This window comes from Streptomyces rishiriensis (assembly GCF_003112535.1).
GTDB lineage: Bacteria > Actinomycetota > Actinomycetes > Streptomycetales > Streptomycetaceae > Streptomyces > Streptomyces rishiriensis.
In genome coordinates this window covers 396,421-411,699 of the sequence record NZ_BEWA01000012.1, presented here as the reverse complement: position 1 = coordinate 411,699, position 15,279 = coordinate 396,421, and the positions used below count along the sequence as shown (strand labels likewise).

16 protein-coding genes are annotated in these 15,279 nt (G+C 72.7%); 13 read left to right on the top strand and 3 right to left on the bottom strand.

What is annotated here, in order from left to right; genetic code table 11:
• Positions 1–56 precede the first annotated feature (56 nt).
• A complete protein-coding gene (locus Sri02f_RS21175; RefSeq protein ID WP_109002884.1) occupies positions 57–1,337 on the bottom strand; it encodes a hypothetical protein in 1,281 nt (426 codons plus the stop codon).
• Positions 1,338–1,404: 67 nt separating this feature from the next.
• Positions 1,405–1,917 (bottom strand): SigE family RNA polymerase sigma factor, encoded by a 513-nt coding sequence (locus Sri02f_RS21170; protein ID WP_109002883.1) that lies wholly within the window; start codon positions 1,915–1,917, stop codon positions 1,405–1,407.
• Positions 1,918–2,054: 137 nt separating this feature from the next.
• Here Sri02f_RS21170 and Sri02f_RS21165 point away from each other — a divergent pair, with 137 nt between their 5' ends.
• On the top strand, positions 2,055–2,474 hold the full coding sequence (locus Sri02f_RS21165; protein WP_109002882.1) for a hypothetical protein: 420 nt from the start codon (positions 2,055–2,057) through the stop codon (positions 2,472–2,474).
• A gap of 748 nt (positions 2,475–3,222) precedes the next feature.
• Here Sri02f_RS21165 and Sri02f_RS21155 read toward each other — a convergent pair.
• Entirely contained in the window at positions 3,223–4,926 is a 1,704-nt protein-coding gene (locus Sri02f_RS21155; protein ID WP_109002881.1) for a chitinase, read from the bottom strand.
• Between the two features lie 250 nt (positions 4,927–5,176).
• Here Sri02f_RS21155 and Sri02f_RS21150 point away from each other — a divergent pair, with 250 nt between their 5' ends.
• The 12 genes from Sri02f_RS21150 to Sri02f_RS21095 all read left to right on the top strand — a co-directional run bounded on the left by Sri02f_RS21150 (position 5,177) and on the right by Sri02f_RS21095 (position 15,278).
• Complete coding sequence (locus Sri02f_RS21150) at positions 5,177–6,064, top strand: hypothetical protein (protein ID WP_245970711.1); 888 nt, start codon at positions 5,177–5,179, stop codon at positions 6,062–6,064.
• 65 nt (positions 6,065–6,129) lie between these two features.
• Positions 6,130–6,837 (top strand): Flp pilus assembly protein CpaB, encoded by a 708-nt coding sequence (gene cpaB, locus Sri02f_RS21145; RefSeq protein WP_109002879.1) that lies wholly within the window; start codon positions 6,130–6,132, stop codon positions 6,835–6,837.
• A 13-nt stretch (positions 6,838–6,850) separates the two neighbouring features.
• Positions 6,851–8,107, top strand: a complete 1,257-nt coding sequence (locus tag Sri02f_RS21140) for a CpaE/TadZ family protein (protein WP_109002878.1) — start codon at positions 6,851–6,853, stop codon at positions 8,105–8,107.
• Between the two features lie 106 nt (positions 8,108–8,213).
• Entirely contained in the window at positions 8,214–8,543 is a 330-nt protein-coding gene (locus Sri02f_RS21135) for a pilus assembly protein (protein ID WP_245970738.1), read from the top strand.
• 1 nt (position 8,544) lies between these two features.
• On the top strand, positions 8,545–8,943 hold the full coding sequence (locus Sri02f_RS21130; RefSeq protein ID WP_109002876.1) for a TadE/TadG family type IV pilus assembly protein: 399 nt from the start codon (positions 8,545–8,547) through the stop codon (positions 8,941–8,943).
• 16 nt (positions 8,944–8,959) lie between these two features.
• A complete protein-coding gene (locus Sri02f_RS21125; protein WP_109002875.1) occupies positions 8,960–10,294 on the top strand; it encodes a TadA family conjugal transfer-associated ATPase in 1,335 nt (444 codons plus the stop codon).
• A gap of 5 nt (positions 10,295–10,299) precedes the next feature.
• A complete protein-coding gene (locus tag Sri02f_RS21120; protein WP_109002874.1) occupies positions 10,300–11,244 on the top strand; it encodes a type II secretion system F family protein in 945 nt (314 codons plus the stop codon).
• A gap of 24 nt (positions 11,245–11,268) precedes the next feature.
• A complete protein-coding gene (locus Sri02f_RS21115) occupies positions 11,269–12,156 on the top strand; it encodes a DUF5936 domain-containing protein (RefSeq protein ID WP_109002873.1) in 888 nt (295 codons plus the stop codon).
• A gap of 19 nt (positions 12,157–12,175) precedes the next feature.
• Positions 12,176–13,492: a sensor histidine kinase gene (locus tag Sri02f_RS21110; protein ID WP_373865111.1), complete on the top strand. Its 1,317-nt coding sequence runs from the start codon at positions 12,176–12,178 to the stop codon at positions 13,490–13,492.
• Between the two features lie 32 nt (positions 13,493–13,524).
• Positions 13,525–14,331: a response regulator gene (locus tag Sri02f_RS21105; RefSeq protein ID WP_109002872.1), complete on the top strand. Its 807-nt coding sequence runs from the start codon at positions 13,525–13,527 to the stop codon at positions 14,329–14,331.
• A 144-nt stretch (positions 14,332–14,475) separates the two neighbouring features.
• Positions 14,476–14,679: a Flp family type IVb pilin gene (locus tag Sri02f_RS21100; protein WP_109002871.1), complete on the top strand. Its 204-nt coding sequence runs from the start codon at positions 14,476–14,478 to the stop codon at positions 14,677–14,679.
• Complete coding sequence (locus Sri02f_RS21095; RefSeq protein WP_109003193.1) at positions 14,676–15,278, top strand: pilus assembly protein TadG-related protein; 603 nt, start codon at positions 14,676–14,678, stop codon at positions 15,276–15,278. Before Sri02f_RS21100 ends, Sri02f_RS21095 begins: the two co-directional genes overlap by 4 nt.
• The last annotated feature ends 1 nt before the right edge of the window (position 15,279 follow it).

The window sequence follows — 15,279 nt, the reverse complement described above, 5'->3', positions numbered from 1 at the left end:
GCGCGCCGACGCCCGGTCCGGAGCCGGAAGGCCAGTCCATCCCCGTTCCTCCGCCCTCAGTCCTGGGCGCTCCGCCAGCGAGGGCTGAGCGCGATCGTCCGCAGCTGCCCGATCGTCAGGACGGGCTTCGCCCGGGTCGCGGCCCCGTCCTGCGCGGCGGCGTTGAAAGCGCTGATCACCACCCGCAGGCCGTCCTTGCGCAGGGTGTCGACGGTCCACATCACGACGCCCTCGCCGCCCTTCTCGCCCGGTCCCTTTTCCGTCGCGACGCGCGTCCCGTCCGGGAGGGTCTCGGCGCCGGAGCCGTACAGCTCGTCCGCCGAACCGGACATTCCGGGCTGCACGTTGACCTGGACCAGGCCTGCGCCCTTGCCGTCGTCGACGACGAAGCAGGCGTACCCGGTCTCCTGGCTGGCGTGCGTGACGCGTTCCAGGCCCTTGGGCAGCAGGAGGCTGAGCTTGCGCAGGATGAGCCGGCCGGTCATCTCCCCGGGCCGGGCGGGCGATCCGGCCGAACCCGGCGAGGAGGACAGGGGACCCTGCTTCCCCTCCCCGGGCATGGCGTCGATGATCCGCCGCCAGTCGGAGGCCGCGGCCAACGCCTTCAGCCGGGCGACCGTCAGCGGTGGTTCGGGCCGGGTCACCGGCTTGCCCTTCTCCGCCGCGGCGTTCCACTCCATGACGCTCACATGGTGCCCGGCCGGGGTGACCAGGTCCGCGCCCCACGCCTTGGTGTCCTCACGGCGGTCGGGATACTCGTAGCCCTGGTAGACGGTGATCGCCGACCTGTCGGGCAGGAGCTCCGTGACGCAGCTGTCGAAGGGGGACTGCGCGCCCTTCTCCGGGCAGGGCAGCACGGCGGCGGACGGATTGACCTCGCGGGCGGCGTCGGAGCGGATCCGCTCCAGGCCCACCGAGAGGGACCCCGCCCCCTTGCCGTCGTCGAACGCGCCCGCCGCGAGCGGAGGCAGGTCCCCGCCCGTGCCGCGCGCGTCCGAGGGGGTGAACTTCCCCTGCGGCAGCAGCTTTCGCAGGGTGCGGACCACGTCGTCGGCCGAGTAGGCCTTCGGCGCGGCGCTGCCGCCGGCCGCGAGCGAGGAGGGCTTCGCGGTGGACGCGCCGTTCCACGGCGTCAGCAGCGCCCCGCCCACCCCCACGAGCGCCAGACCGGCCGCACCGCCCGCCACGGCGGCCCTGCGCCGCAGCCGCAGCCGGAGCCCGCGCGCCCGGCCGGCGGCCACGAGCGCGCCGCCCGGGCTGCCGAAGGCGCCGCCGGCCTCGTGCAGGGCGGCGGTGAGCTGGTCCTCGAAGGGATCGCTGTGCTGGTCTACGGGCATGGTGAACCACCGTCTCTCGCGGGGGATGGATGGACGTCGTCAGCCGGGGCGTCGGGTGGCCGGCGGCTCAGGGTCTGGCGTACTCGCTCATGTCCTCGCCGAGCAGCTCCCGCAGCCGTCCGAGCGCCCGGGAGCAGCGCGTGCGCACCGCAGCCGAGCTCGCGTTCATCGCGGAGGCGGTCTCCTCGACGGAGCGGTCCTCCCAGTACCGCAGGACCACCACGGCCCGGTCCTTGGCGGGCAGCCGGCCCAGGGCCTGCAACAGCGTCAGCCGCAGCGACATGTCGGCGCCGGCGCGGTCGGCCACGTCGGGGAACGCCGCCACGGCCCGCTCGCGGCTGCTGCGCCGGCGCTGGTGGGCGAGGAAGGTGCGGGTGAGGACCGTCTGCGCGTATCCGGCCGGGTTGTCGACCCGGGACACGCGCCCCCAGCGCAGGTACAGCCTGCCGAGGGTCTCCTGCACGAGATCCTCGGCGAGGTGCGTGTCCCCGGCGGTGAGCAGACACGCCGAGCGGTACAGATGGCCGGAGCGCGCCGCCGCGAACTCGGCGTACTCGTCCGCGTGGGCGGACTGCCTCATGAATGTTCCCCCTGTGCTGCGCCTGCGCTTGTACCGGTCGGCGTGCTCTCCTCACCTCACTGATGCGGTGGGAGGCGGGAAATGTTTCACGGCGGACCGAAAGCGGGCCCACAGGGGGCGCCGGGTAGGTTTCGGCTGTGACAGACCAGCCGCCGCCACCGCCGTCCGTGCCCCCGGGCTTCGGCCCGCCCCCACCGCAGTACGCCCCGCAGGCGATCCCGCCCCAGCCCGTCCCGCCCCAGCCCGTCGCACCACAGGCCGGGCCGCCCCGGCCGGGACCGGAGTTCCTGGCGGTCGACAAGCACAACTCGGTCGTCGTCGACGCGTCGGGCGTCGCCTTCGAGATGTACGACATCACCGTCGACTTCCCGTGGCCCGAGATCCGCAGCGTGCACTACAAGGCGAGCCCCGGCGGCAAGGCGCTGATGGTGGCCGTCGTCCACCTGGACGGCAGGGTCTACGAATGCGTGGTGGCGGCGAAGCCGAGGGAGCGGCTGCAGGGCTGGTTCGCGCAACTGGCCTGGGTGCTGGGCCACTACCGGCCGTCGGGCTACTAGCCGATGGCGTCCGAGCGGTCGCGCGGTCCGGACGGAGGTGACGCCGGGCCCGCCCGTCACCAGGACCCGGGGGCCCCGCTCGCCTGCTTCACCGCCCGCGCGCTGGTGGTCTGCCCACGCTGCGGCGGCCGCGCCCTGGTGGCTCCCCGGCCGGGCGTCCCGGTGCCCCGGTACTGCACGGATCTTCTGTTCCAGCCGCGCCGGCTGGTGTGCGCCGGGTGCGGCGCGACGGCCGAGTGGGAACCGCGGACACGAGGATCCAGCCGGGTAGGCGCGGTGCCCGGCGGCACCGAGGACCCGTTCTTCCGGCGGCCGTTGTGGCTGCAGACCCGCTGCGCCGGCCGGATCCTGTGGGCGTACGACGAGGAGCACATGGAGGCGCTGGCGTCGTTCGTCGGGGCCCGGCTGCGCGAGCGGGGCGGATGGCGGTCGACGAGGGCGATGTGCGACCGGCTGCCGGCATGGATGAAGAGATCGGAGAACCGCGCCGAGATCCTGGCCGGCCTGGAGCGGCTGCGGGCGCCGGCGCGGCGGTCGTCCCCCGCCGGCCGCTCACAGCAAGGAATTTCTACGTGTGGGACGACGAGGAGAAAGGCCGCTCGTGCGTGCGCGAGCGGGCCACCCAGGAGCCGAAGTCGATGCTCCCCCTGCTCGCGACCGCCTCGTAGCATGCCCGCTCGTCCGAGCGGGCCGACGGAGAGGCAGTCCGATCACCTTCCCGCCGGCGCCGCGCCGGACTCTCGCCGCTCTACGGCAGCCCGTGCACGTGCGGGCCCACCGCCGACGACCAGGCGTTGCCCGCCGCCGCGTCCCAGTTCGTCGACCAGGTCATCGCGCCGCGCAGACCGGGATAGGTCTTCGAGGGTTTGAAGGAGCCGCAGTTCGTGCCCTTCGCCAGGCAGTCCAGGGCGTCGTCCACCACGGACGGGGAGACGTAGCCGCTGCCGGCGCCGCGGGTGGAGGCCGGCACGCCGAGGCCCACCTGGGACGGCGCCAGGCCCCCTTCCAGCTGGATGCAGGCGAGCGCCGTCAGGAAGTCCACCGAGCCCTGGCTGTACACCTTGCCGTCGCAGCCCAGCATGGAACCGCTGTTGTAGTACTGCATGTTGACGACCGTGAGGATGTCCTTCACGTTCAGCGCGGTCCGGAAGTAGCCGTTCGACGTCGACTGCATGTCGATCGTCTGCGGGGCCATGGTCAGGATCAGCCCGGACCCCGCCTTCGCGGACAGGGAGCGCAGCGCCTGGGACATGTACGTCGGGTCGAGGCCGTTCTCGAGGTCGATGTCGACGCCGTCGAAGCCGTACGTCTGCATCAGCGCGTACACCGAGTTCGCGAAGTTCGCCGCGGACGCCGCGTCGTTGACCGACACCGTGCCGTTCTGGCCGCCGATGGAGATGACGACCTTCTTGCCGGCCGCCTGCTTGGCCTTGATGTCCGCCTTGAACCGGTCGACCGTGTAGCCGCCGAGGCCGGCCGAGTCCAGCGTGAAGGACACCGCGCCCGGCGTCGACGTGGCGTCCGCGAAGGCGACCGCGATGATGTCGTAGGCCGAGGGGACGTCGGAGATCTTCTGGACGGTGGCGCCGTTGTCGAAGTTCTGCCAGTAGCCCGTCACGGCGTGCTTGGGCAGGGCTCCTCCGCCGGTGTCCCCGCCCGTCGCGGCGGTCGTGCCCGTCACGGCGGCCGACTTCGCGGACTCGCCCGCCGCGTTGGCCGCCGTGACCTGGAAGGCGTACGCCGTCGAGGCGGTCAGGCCGGTCACGGTCGCGGAGGTCCCGGTCACCGTCGTCGCCTTCGTGCCGCCGCGGTAGACGGAGTAGGCCGTCGCGCCGGACACCGCGTTCCAGGAGAGCGACACCGACGACGACGTCGTGCCGGAGACGGCGAGGCCGCCCGGCGTGCCCGGCACGGTGGGGGCCGGGTCGCCGCCTCCGCCGCCGTCGGGGCCGAACACCGAGACGTCGTCGGCGTAGTAGGCCGCCTGGCCGTACCAGCCGTGCGTGTACACCGTGACCGAGGTCGTGGACGCTCCGGTGGTGAACGTCGTCGACAGCTGCTTCCACGCCGGCGAGTCCGGGGTCCAGGTCGAGACGTCCGTCGTGCCGGTGCCGGTGACGCCCAGGTAGGTGTAGCCGCCCTGGACCCAGGCGCTCAGCGTGTAGGAGGAGTGGGGCTTCACCGCCACCGTCTGGCTGCACCGGGCGTTGTCCTGCCCGGCGGGCGTCGCCCGGAGGGCGGACGCGCCGCCGTGCACGGGGGAGGGGACCGTCGTGCCGCTCGCCGCTGTGCAGGTCCAGTCGGCCAGGCCGGCTTCGAAGCCGGCGTTCCTGGCGTTGTTCAGGTCCGCGGCGGACGCCTGAGCCGCGCCCGTCAGGGACAGGACGAGGGCGGCGGCGACGGCGCCCGCGGCTCCCGGCCAGAGTCGTGTCACTCGCTTAAGTGGGGACATGACAACAAGTTGGTCCAGACCAATTCCGTTGTCAAGAGGCCCGCCCGTGGAGGCCCGGTGGAGGTGATCGCCGCGTAACCTGCCCCGGTTTGCTGCGAGTTGCGCAAAGAAGAGATGTCAGGCAGTAACGGAAAGCTGTTCTCCGGCCACAGGGGGCTGGATACAGTGCTGAGGTAGTCACGCAATGAAGTCACCCCGGTGCACCGGAGTAACGCCGGTGGACCGGACCGCGGGAATCGGGGAGCTGCGCGTGCCAACAGCCATTGCCGTGACCGGAGCCGACCTGGCGCTGGCGCCCCAGGACGAACGCACCCTGCCCGCCACCGTCCTCGCCGACCTGGACCGGCAGCCCCTGGAACAGGCCCTCGCCGCCGTGCAGACGCTCGTCGAACAGCACGGGCACGTGATCGTCCTGTACTCGAAGGCCGTGCCGGCCGCGCTGGAACAGCGACTGCACACCGTCCGCTCCCTCCTGGAGAGCGACCGCATCGCGCTCTTCCGCCCCGACCTCCCGCCGCTCGCGGTGGCCGTCCTGGCCCGCCAGCTGCGCCAGCTCGCCTCCTGCGACCTCGGCCCCGGCGTCATCGCCTCGGCCGGCCGGCTGCTCACCCACTACCTGCACGCCGGAGCCCTCCTCGGCTCGGTCGCCCGCCTCGACCGCGTCCCCGGCGTCGGTCTGAAGTCGCACGCCCGCTCCTGGGTCCCGGGCAGCCAGTTCGGCGTGCTCGCCCATCCCCAGCCGCAGCTGGTGCGCGCGACGCCCGAGACCACGCTGCCCGGACCCGAGTTCGGCACCTGGCTGCTGGTCGCGCGCGGCCAGCTGCAGTCCGACTGGGTCACCGATGTCCTCGCCCCCGCCTGGAAGGCCCAGGGGCTGCGGGAGACGACGCTGCCCGCCGAGTCCGCCGACTGGTGGGGCACCGGCAAGGCGATCGAGTTCTGCGCCTACCTGCCCGACCTGTCGGTCCTCTACCAACTGGTCGCCTCGGTCCGGCAGAGCGTGTGCCACTGGTGCGGCATCGACGTCATCGGCGACCGCTGCGTCTTCTGCTCCGCCACCCCGCCCTCCGCCGCCGAACTCACCGCCCGGCCCGCCGGCGCGGCCCCCGCCGCCCGTGCGCTCACCTCGGGCGGCTGATCCCGCATGACCCGCCCGCCCGTTCCCGCCCGCCCGACCCGACCCCCGACGAGGTTGTACGGCTCATGAACTCCCGTCAGCGCCGCGGCGTGATTCTCCTGCTCCTGTCGGTGGTGTGCGCCCTCGGCGCGTTCGCCGGCGTCCTCTCCGTCATGGACGACGTGAAGTCCAAGGTCGGCCCCGAGGTCACCGCGTACGAACTGCGCGCCGACGTGGCGCCGTACACCACCCTGACCGCGGACCAGTTCAAGAAGATCGAGATGCCGGAGCGCTGGCTGTCCGAGAACGCCGTCACCGACCTGGCCGCCCTCCGCGGCAAGATCGCCGTGACGACTCTCAGGAAGGGCTCGCTGCTGCAGAGCGACATGATCGTCGACCAGCCCGCCCTGCAGCCGGGGCAGCAGGAGGTCGCCATCATGGTGGACGCGGCCACCGGAGTGGCCGGCAAGATCACCCCGGGGTCGTCGGTCAACGTCTACGCCACCTTCGAGGGCGCGAAGGAGAGCGACCCCGACCAGTCGAAGATCATCGTCACCGGCGCCCGCGTCCTCGACGTCGGGGAGATCAAGGCCCTGGAGCCGGACGCGAACGACCGGAACCGCACGGCCACCGACGCCGTCCCCATCACCTTCGCGCTGTCCACCCTCGACGCCCAGCGCATCACGTACGCGGAGTCGTTCGCCAAGCGCGTCCGCCTCGCCCTTGTCGCACCCGGCGGCAGCGCCACGGTCCCCGACAAGGACCGTACGTACGAACTCGCCACGGACAAGTGAGAGGCCGCCGCCCATGCCCACGAGGATCCTCCCGGCCGTCGGCGACGCGGACGCGGTCCGTTCCCTCACCACCCTGCTCAGCCAGCTCCCGGACGCCGAACCGGTCACCCCGGTCGGCGACTCCACCCAGCTCGTGGACACCCTCGCCCGGCTCGCCGCCGAGTCCGTCGACGAGCTGCCCGAGGTCGTCGTCGTCCACGAACGCATCGGCCCGGTACCGGCGCTGGAGCTGGTGCGCGAGGTCGCGCTGCGCTTCCCGGCGGTCGGCGTCATCCTCGTCACCACCGACGCGGGACCGGGCCTGTTCGCCGCCGCCATGGACTCCGGCGCCCGCGGCCTGGTCACCCTGCCGCTGAGCTACGAGGACCTCGCCAACCGCGTCCAGGCCGTCGCCCAGTGGTCGGTCGGCGTACGACGCCACCTCGGCCACGGCGGCGACGTGTTCACCGGCGTCGGCGGCACCGTCGTCACCGTCAGCGGCGCCAAGGGAGGCGTCGGCGCGACCCTCACGGCCGTCCAGCTCGCCCTCGCCGCACAGGCCTCCGGCCGCCCCACCGCCCTGGTCGACCTCGACCTGCAGGCCGGCGACATCGCCTCCTACCTGGACGTCCAGTTCCGCCGCTCGGTCGTCGACCTCGCCGCCATCGCCGACATCTCGCCCCGCATCCTCGCCGAGGCCGTCTTCCGCCACGACACCGGCGTCGCCCTGCTGCTCGCCCCCGGCGAGGGCGAGCGCGGCGAGGAGGTCACCGACCGGGCCGCCCGCCAGATCCTCACCGCCCTGCGCTCGCGTTACGAGGTCGTGATCGTCGACTGCGGCGCCCAGCTCAGCGGCGCGGGCGCGGTCGCCGTCGAACTGGCCGACCGCGCCCTGCTGGTGACCACCCCCGACGTGGTCGCCGTCCGCGGCGCCAAACGCACCGTCCGCATGTGGGACCGGCTCCAGATCCGCAAGGCCGAGGAGACGACCGTGGTCGTCAACCGCCACACCCGAGGCACCGAGATCCAGCCCTCGCTCATCCAGAAGATCACCGGCACGGCCGTCGCCGCGACCACGGTCCCCGCCAACTTCAAGGAACTCCAGGCCGCGGTCGACGCCGGCCGCGTCCACGCCCTCGACGGCAGGGGCGCCGTCCGCCAGGCGCTGTGGGCGCTCGCCGGCGAACTGGGGCTGGTCAAGGGGCCGGAGACGGCCCTCGTGCGCAGGGGCGGCGGACGCGGACGCGGCCCGGACCGGGGCCCGGCGGGGTTCCGGCGGCGGAGGGAGTGAGATGAGCGCACGGCAGGCAGGGGTGCGCGCCAGGGTGTTCGCGAGGAGCCTCGCGAGGGCCTCCCGTGCGCGCGACCGGGGCCAGGTCACCGTCGAGTTCCTCGGCATGACCCCGCTGATCATCGTGACCCTGGTCGTGGTGTGGCAGTTAGTGCTCCTGGGATACACGTACACGCTCGCGGGGAATGCCGCCGACGAGGCGGTGCGGGCGGGGACGGCGGCCGCACCGGGGGAGCGGGGCGCGGTGTGTCAGGAGGCGGGGACCGAGAAGCTGTCCGACGCGTGGCGGGCGGACGCCGAGGTGAGCTGCGGCGGCAGCGGCTTCGTGACGGCCGACGTCACCCTGCACGTGCCCGTCCTCTTCCCCGGCGCCCTCGACCTGCCGTTCACCGTGCACGCCCACGCGGGCGCGGTCGAGGAAGAGGACGGCCACTGATATGGCGTACCGGAGGCGAGGAAGCGGGCGCGGGCCGGGCGCGCGGCCGGGGCCCGGACGCGGCCCCGGGCGCGACCGGGGGCAGGCGGCCATCGAGTACCTGGGGTTCCTGCCCGTGCTGCTCGCCGTGGCGCTGGCGGCCGTACAGCTCGGCCTGGTCGCCTACGGCGCGCAGCAGGCGGGGACGGCGGCCCGTACGGGGGCTCGCAGCGCGTCCCTGCACGGGGACTACGCGGGGGACTGCGCGCGGGCGGTCAGCAGCTGGCTGCACGCCGGTTGCGCGCCCGCGTACTCCGGCGACGAGGTCCGGGTCACCTCCACCGTCACCATCCCGTCCGTCATCCCCGGAGTCGGGGACTTCGAGGCCCACCGGACGGCCACGATGCCGGTCGACCACTGAGGGAAGGGCATCCGACATGAGCCTGCGGGCGCGCATCACCTCCCCCGAGGAGAACGGACGGGGCGAGGACGGTCATCTGGTCGCCTCCTACCGGACCAAGCTGCTGGAGGAGATCGACCTCGCCGAGATGAGTTCGCTGGCCGCCGCCGAGCGCCGGGCCCGCCTGGAACGGGTGCTGGGGCACATCATCAGCCGCGAGGGCCCGGTGCTGTCCACGGCGGAACGGTCCCAGCTGATCCGCCGGGTCGTCGACGAGGCGCTCGGCCTCGGCATTCTGGAGCCGCTGTTGGAGGACGCGTCGATCACCGAGATCATGGTGAACGGACCGGACGCGATCTTCGTCGAGCGCGGCGGCCGGGTGGAACAACTCCCCCTGCGCTTCGCGTCGAACGACCAGCTGATGCAGACGATCGAACGCATCGTCTCTACCGTCAACCGGCGGGTGGACGAGACGAACCCGATGGTCGACGCCCGCCTCCCCTCGGGCGAGCGCGTCAACGTGATCATCCCGCCGCTCTCGCTCACCGGCCCCATCCTGACCATCCGCCGCTTCCCCCGCTCCTTCACCCTGCACGAGCTGGTCGGGTTCGGCTCGCTGGACGAGCAGATGCTGTACCTGCTCGCCGGGCTGGTGCAGGCGAAGTTCAACGTGATCGTCTCGGGCGCGACGGGCACCGGCAAGACGACCCTGCTGAACGCGCTCTCCGGTCTGATCCCGGACGGCGAACGCATCATCACCATCGAGGACTCGGCCGAGCTCCAGCTCCAGCAGTCCCACGTGATCCGGCTGGAGTCCCGCCCGCCGAACGTGGAGGGCAACGGCCGCATCACCATCCGCGACCTGGTCCGCAACTCGCTGCGGATGCGCCCGGACCGGATCGTGGTCGGCGAGGTCCGCGGCGGCGAGTCGCTCGACATGCTCCAGGCGATGTCGACGGGCCACGACGGCTCCCTGGCCACCGTCCACGCCAACAGCGCGGAGGACGCCCTGATGCGGCTGCAGACCCTCGCCTCGATGTCGGAGGTCGAGATCCCCTTCGTCGCCCTCCACGACCAGATCAACAGCGCCGTGGACGTCGTCGTCCAGCTCACCCGGTTCGCCGACGGCGCGCGCCGCGTCACCGAGATCGCCCTGCTCGACAGCCACGGCGGGGAACCGTACCGGCTGGCCACGATCGCCCGCTTCAACGCCCGGCCGATGACCGCCGACGGCCGCGTCCACGGCGCCTTCGAGTACTTCCCGCTCCCGCGCCGCACCGCGGACCGCCTGTACATGGCGAGCCAGCCGATCCCGCAGGCGTTCGGAGTGGCGCGAGCGGCACACGAACTGACGACAAGGGAAACCCGGTGACGCCCATGGACCTCGACACCCTGACCGCCCTCACCACCGGCGTGGCCCTCCTGACCTGCGTCCTGGCCGTCGCGGGCCTGCACGCCTACGGGCGCGGCCGGGCGCAGCGGGCGGAACTGGTCGAACGCCTCTCCCACACCGGCCAGGTCTCCGGCACCGGCCGCCGGCGCCGCTTCCGCGGCCTGGACCGGCGGCTGCGCCGCACGAAGGCGGGCCGCAAGCTGGAGCTGAGGCTCGCGGCGACCGGCCTCGACGTGACGCCGGGCGAGTTCTTCGCCTGCATGCTGGCGGCGGTGGCCGGACTGTGGCTGATCGGACAGGCCACCCTGGCCCCCTTCTTCGGCCCGCTGGCCGGGCTCCTCGGCGTCTGGGCCGCCTGGCAGTTCCTCAACTGGCAGCGCCAGAAACGCATCGAGAAGTTCATCAACCAACTCCCCGAACTCGCGCGCATCCTGGCCAACGCCACCCACGCCGGACTCGCGCTGCGCACCGCGGTCGGCATGGCGGCGGAGGAGCTGGAAGCGCCGGCCGGAGAGGAACTGGCCAAGGTGGCGAACCAGTTGGCGGTGGGCCACTCCATGGACGACGCCCTGGGCGAACTCGCCGACCGTCTCCCCTCCCGCGAACTCGTCGTCCTCGTCACCACCCTGGTCCTCTCCAACCGCGCGGGCGGCCAGGTCGTGGGCGCCCTGCGCAACCTGACGGAGACGCTGGAGGAACGCAAGGAGACCCGGCGCGAGGTGCGCACCCAGCTGTCGCAGGTCAACACGACCGCCTACGCCGTGCCGGTGCTGGGAGTGGGCTCCCTCTTCCTGATGAACGGGGTCAAGGACGGCGCCCTGGAACGCATGACCGGCTCGCCGCTCGGCCAGGGCGCCGTCATCATCGCCTTCGCGCTGTACGCGGTCGGCTTCGTCCTCATCCGCCGCATGTCCCGGATCGACGTCTGAGCCGCAGGGAAGGGAGCACGAACCATGGAACTGTTGCTCGCGACCGTCATGGGCCTGAGCGTCTGGGGCGTCTTCGTCGGCGTGCGCATGTACCGGGCGGACGCCAAGCTCCCTCCGGACCTTGCGCTGGCCCTGGAGGTCGGCGCCACCCGCACCGGCGCGGTCGACTCCCTCGTCGACCGGATGGGCATGCGGTACGCCCCCGCCGTGCTGCGCCTCATGGGCCCCAAGCAGGTGGCCAGGTACCGGCGGAAGATAGACCTGGCGGGCAACCCGGGCGGCCTGACCCTCGACCGGTACGCGGCCCGGCGCGCGGTGTACGGCGCGCTGGGCGGGTTCGGCGGGCTGGTCTTCCTCCTGCAGGGCAGGATCGTCCTGGCTCTCGTCCTGTTCGCGTTCGCCGCGTTCTGGACCGAGGTCGGCATCTGGGCGGCGATCCGCGTCCGCAAGGACGTCATCGAGCGGACGCTGCCCGACTTCCTCGACGTCCTCGCCGTCGTGGTCAGCGCGGGGCTGGGCTTCCGGCAGGCGCTCGGCCGGGTCGCGTCGAGATACGAGGGACCCTGGGCGGACGAGATCCGCATCACCCTGCGTCAGATGGACCTCGGCGTGAGCCGCCGCGAGGCCTTCGCCGAGCTGCGCCGCCGCAACGACTCCGAGCAGGTCGCCATGTTCGTCACGGCGCTGCAGCAGGGCGAGGAGCTCGGCGCGCCGATCGTGGACACCCTGGTCTCGATCGCCAGGGACATGCGCCGCACGGACGCCCAGAACGCCCGTCGCAAGGCGGCCCGCGCGGTGCCCCGGGCCACCCTGATGATCACCACGTTCATGGTCCCGGCCACCATGCTCCTGCTCGGCGCCGGCCTCCTGCTCGGCTCGGGCACCGACTTCAGCCCCCTCACGGGCGACTAGGCGAGCGGGGAAGAGGGCGATGGCGGCGATCACACGGACGGCGGTCGCACGGGCGGCGGCCGTACGGGCGGCGGTCAACCGGTCCGGGGACTCCGGGACGCCGGGACTGGACGACATCTCCCTCCAGGTGAACGCCCTGCAGGCGATGTGCCGGCAGGTCTTCGGGTTCCGGCTCGCGATGATCGCCGTCGCCGCGCCCCCGGCGCTCCTCAACGCCGCGCCCGGCATGGGCGTCCGGCTGGTGGGCGCGGCCGTGGTCGTCACCTTCATGGGCTCGTACGTCCTCTTCCGCGACTGGGAACGCTTCGGCCCGCTGCTGCTGCGCCACCCCACGCTCCTGGCCGTCGACACCCTGTTCGGCGCGCTGCTGCTGATCTCCGCGGGCCCGGACACGACCCTCGCCTACGTCAGCGTCTGCACCCCGCTGCTCGCCGGCATCGTGTACGGCTGGCGGGGCGCCGCCTGCTTCGCCTCCCTGCAGTCGCTGATCCTGCTGCTGGTCTACGCGGCTTTGCGGGCCGGGCCGGGCACCGGCGTCGCGGAGCGGCTGCTGCTGCCCGGCCTCTGCGTCATCACCGGCGCGCTGGGCTCCACCCTGCGCCGGCTCATGCTGCGGTTCGGCTCGGCGACCCAGGCGCTGACCACCGTCCGCGCGCGTCTCGCCGTCACCGAGGCGGTCGCCGCGGAACGCGCCCGGCTGGCCCGGGAGATGCACGACTCCGTGGCCAAGACGCTGCAGGGGGTGGCCCTCGCGGCGGACGCCCTGGCCCGGTCGGCGGGCTCGCCGGACATGGACCCGGCGCGGGTGCGGCAGGACGCCGACCTGGTGGCCCGCGCCGCCCGCCGCGCGGCCGCCGAGTCCCGCGAGCTCCTCACCGAACTGCGCCGGGACGCACCGGACGCCGGGCAGGAGATCGACGTCCTGCCCGAACTCGCGGCGCGTACGCGGGCTTTCGCCGACCGCACCGGTCTGGCCGCGAGCTACCACGCCACGGGCGACCGCGCGACGCTGCCGGTCCCGCCCACGGTGGCCCGCCATCTGCTGACCATCGCCTCGGAGGCCATGGACAACGTCCAGCGCCACGCGGATCCCACGCGGGTCGACGTCCACGCGGGCGTCCACGGCGACCGCCTGTGCATCAGCGTGTGCGACGACGGGCGCGGCCTGCCCGACGGCGCCACACTCGAACAGCTGCGCCGCGACGGCCACTTCGGCCTGGTCGGCATGGTGGAGCGGGCCGCCGCCATCGGCGCCCGCATCCACATCGGCCGCGGCGCGCACCCCGGGGGCACCGAAGTCCGCCTGGAGCTCCCTCTCACCGGGTCCCGCCCGTGAACGACACCCCCCACCCGAACGGAAGCCATGCCATGCCGGACCGACCGCCGCCCCCGGGCGCCGTGCACCCCCTGTTCCCCCCGCCGCCCCGACCCGCCCCCGTACGGGTGATCGTGGCCGACGACAACCCGGTCGTCCGTGCGGGTCTGACGGCCCTGCTCCGCGACCGGGACGACATCGCCGTCGTCGCGGAGGCGGCGGACGGCCGCGAGGCCTGCGAGGCCGCCCTCCGGCACCGGCCCGACGTCGTCCTGCTGGACGTCCGCATGCCCGGCGTCGACGGCCTCTCGGCCCTGCCCCACCTGGCCCGGATCGCCCACGTGCTGGTGCTGACGTACAGCCACGAGGCGGAAGTCCTCCAGCGAGCCCTGCGGGGTGGGGCGGGGGGCTGCCTGGTGCACGGGGAGTTCACCGTGGAGGAACTGGCGTCGGCGGTGCGGGACGTGACGGTGGGCCGGGCCCACTTCACCCCGACGGCGGCGACAGCGGTCCTGGCGCATATCCAGCAAAGTGCTACTGCACACGACGAACCGGACTCTGTTCCCCTGTTTTCTCTGACTTCAGGCGAATCGCTTTCGCAGTTGCAATCACTCATGAGAGTATCGGAAGCGGAGGGTGGAGCGAGGCACACGCTCAGCGGGAGGGAGGCGGAGATCATGGATCTCATCGCGTCGGGCATGAACAACCGGGAGATCGCCGCCACCTGCTTCATCAGCGAGAAGACGGTCAAGAACCACATCAACCGCATCTTCGCCAAGCTGCACAGCAGCAGCCGCTCCGAGGCCGCGGCCAAGTGGCTGGGGACGACCGCGGGGGCCTCCCGGCGAGGGGTGGGGTGAGACGGGCTATGGCGAGTCGGGATTGGGCCCGGCATTGGGCCCTGAGGCCCTTAGCCGGAACGGGCGTTCAGGCCTACGCTCAGGAGGCCGACAGCGGCACCGGCGCCGAGCGAGCCGGTCACGCGACACCCGGAGGGGAACAGCATGACCAACTGGAACTGGATCCACACCACCGTCGCGTACGTCCAGGCCCGCGCCGCCCGCAGCGACAAGGGCCAGACGGCGGTGGAGTACCTGGGCATCATCGCGGTGGTCGTGGCCATCGTCCTGGCGATCACGGGAACGGACATCGGGCAGACGATCTACAACGCGATCACCGACAAGATCAACCAGGTCATCTCGGGCTGACGAGGTCCTCACGGTCGGCAGACGCAGGGCAGGCCTTCCCCATCTACATCATGGTGGTGGCGGGTCTGCTCTTTCTGGCGCTCGCCTACCTCGCCGTGGGTCAGGCCGGGGCGAATCGCAACGGGGCCCAGACGGCGGCGGACGCGGCAGCGCTCGCGGCGGCCCTGGACACCAGGGACCAGCTCACCGACGAGTGGACGAGGATCGTGCGCGACCCCACCAAGTGGCAGGCCGTCTTCCATGCCACAGATGCGGTGTTCGGCGGTTGCGAGCGAGCCAAACAGCTGGCCGCGCAGAACGATGCCAAGCTCGGGCCGTGCGGGCGGGCGGACGGGCCGCTTCCCGGCTACACCGTGCGTGTCGAGACCACCAAGGCCGTCGGCGATTCCATCGTCCCCGGCACCGAGAACATGCACGCGAAGGCGACCGCCACCGCGGTGATCGAACCGGCCTGCACGTTCGAGCTGCCCGGGACCGGCCCCGCTGACGCAACCCTGCCCGCGCTCACCTGCGATGACGGTGAGTGGCATCCCGACCCCGAGCACCCCGCCGACCTCCCGGGCCCCGAAGACCTCTTCGACGTCCACCTGGCCGACTGAG

Coding starts and splice junctions, on each gene's coding strand:
- Sri02f_RS21175 (WP_109002884.1), bottom strand. CDS start 1,337: ATGCCCGTAGACCAGCACAGCGATCCCTTCGAGGACCAGCTCACCGCC.
- Sri02f_RS21170 (WP_109002883.1), bottom strand. CDS start 1,917: ATGAGGCAGTCCGCCCACGCGGACGAGTACGCCGAGTTCGCGGCGGCG.
- Sri02f_RS21155 (WP_109002881.1), bottom strand. CDS start 4,926: ATGTCCCCACTTAAGCGAGTGACACGACTCTGGCCGGGAGCCGCGGGC.
- cpaB (WP_109002879.1), top strand. CDS start 6,130: ATGAACTCCCGTCAGCGCCGCGGCGTGATTCTCCTGCTCCTGTCGGTG.
- Sri02f_RS21140 (WP_109002878.1), top strand. CDS start 6,851: ATGCCCACGAGGATCCTCCCGGCCGTCGGCGACGCGGACGCGGTCCGT.
- Sri02f_RS21135 (WP_245970738.1), top strand. CDS start 8,214: ATGACCCCGCTGATCATCGTGACCCTGGTCGTGGTGTGGCAGTTAGTG.
- Sri02f_RS21130 (WP_109002876.1), top strand. CDS start 8,545: ATGGCGTACCGGAGGCGAGGAAGCGGGCGCGGGCCGGGCGCGCGGCCG.
- Sri02f_RS21125 (WP_109002875.1), top strand. CDS start 8,960: ATGAGCCTGCGGGCGCGCATCACCTCCCCCGAGGAGAACGGACGGGGC.
- Sri02f_RS21120 (WP_109002874.1), top strand. CDS start 10,300: ATGGACCTCGACACCCTGACCGCCCTCACCACCGGCGTGGCCCTCCTG.
- Sri02f_RS21115 (WP_109002873.1), top strand. CDS start 11,269: ATGGAACTGTTGCTCGCGACCGTCATGGGCCTGAGCGTCTGGGGCGTC.
- Sri02f_RS21110 (WP_373865111.1), top strand. CDS start 12,176: ATGGCGGCGATCACACGGACGGCGGTCGCACGGGCGGCGGCCGTACGG.
- Sri02f_RS21105 (WP_109002872.1), top strand. CDS start 13,525: ATGCCGGACCGACCGCCGCCCCCGGGCGCCGTGCACCCCCTGTTCCCC.
- Sri02f_RS21100 (WP_109002871.1), top strand. CDS start 14,476: ATGACCAACTGGAACTGGATCCACACCACCGTCGCGTACGTCCAGGCC.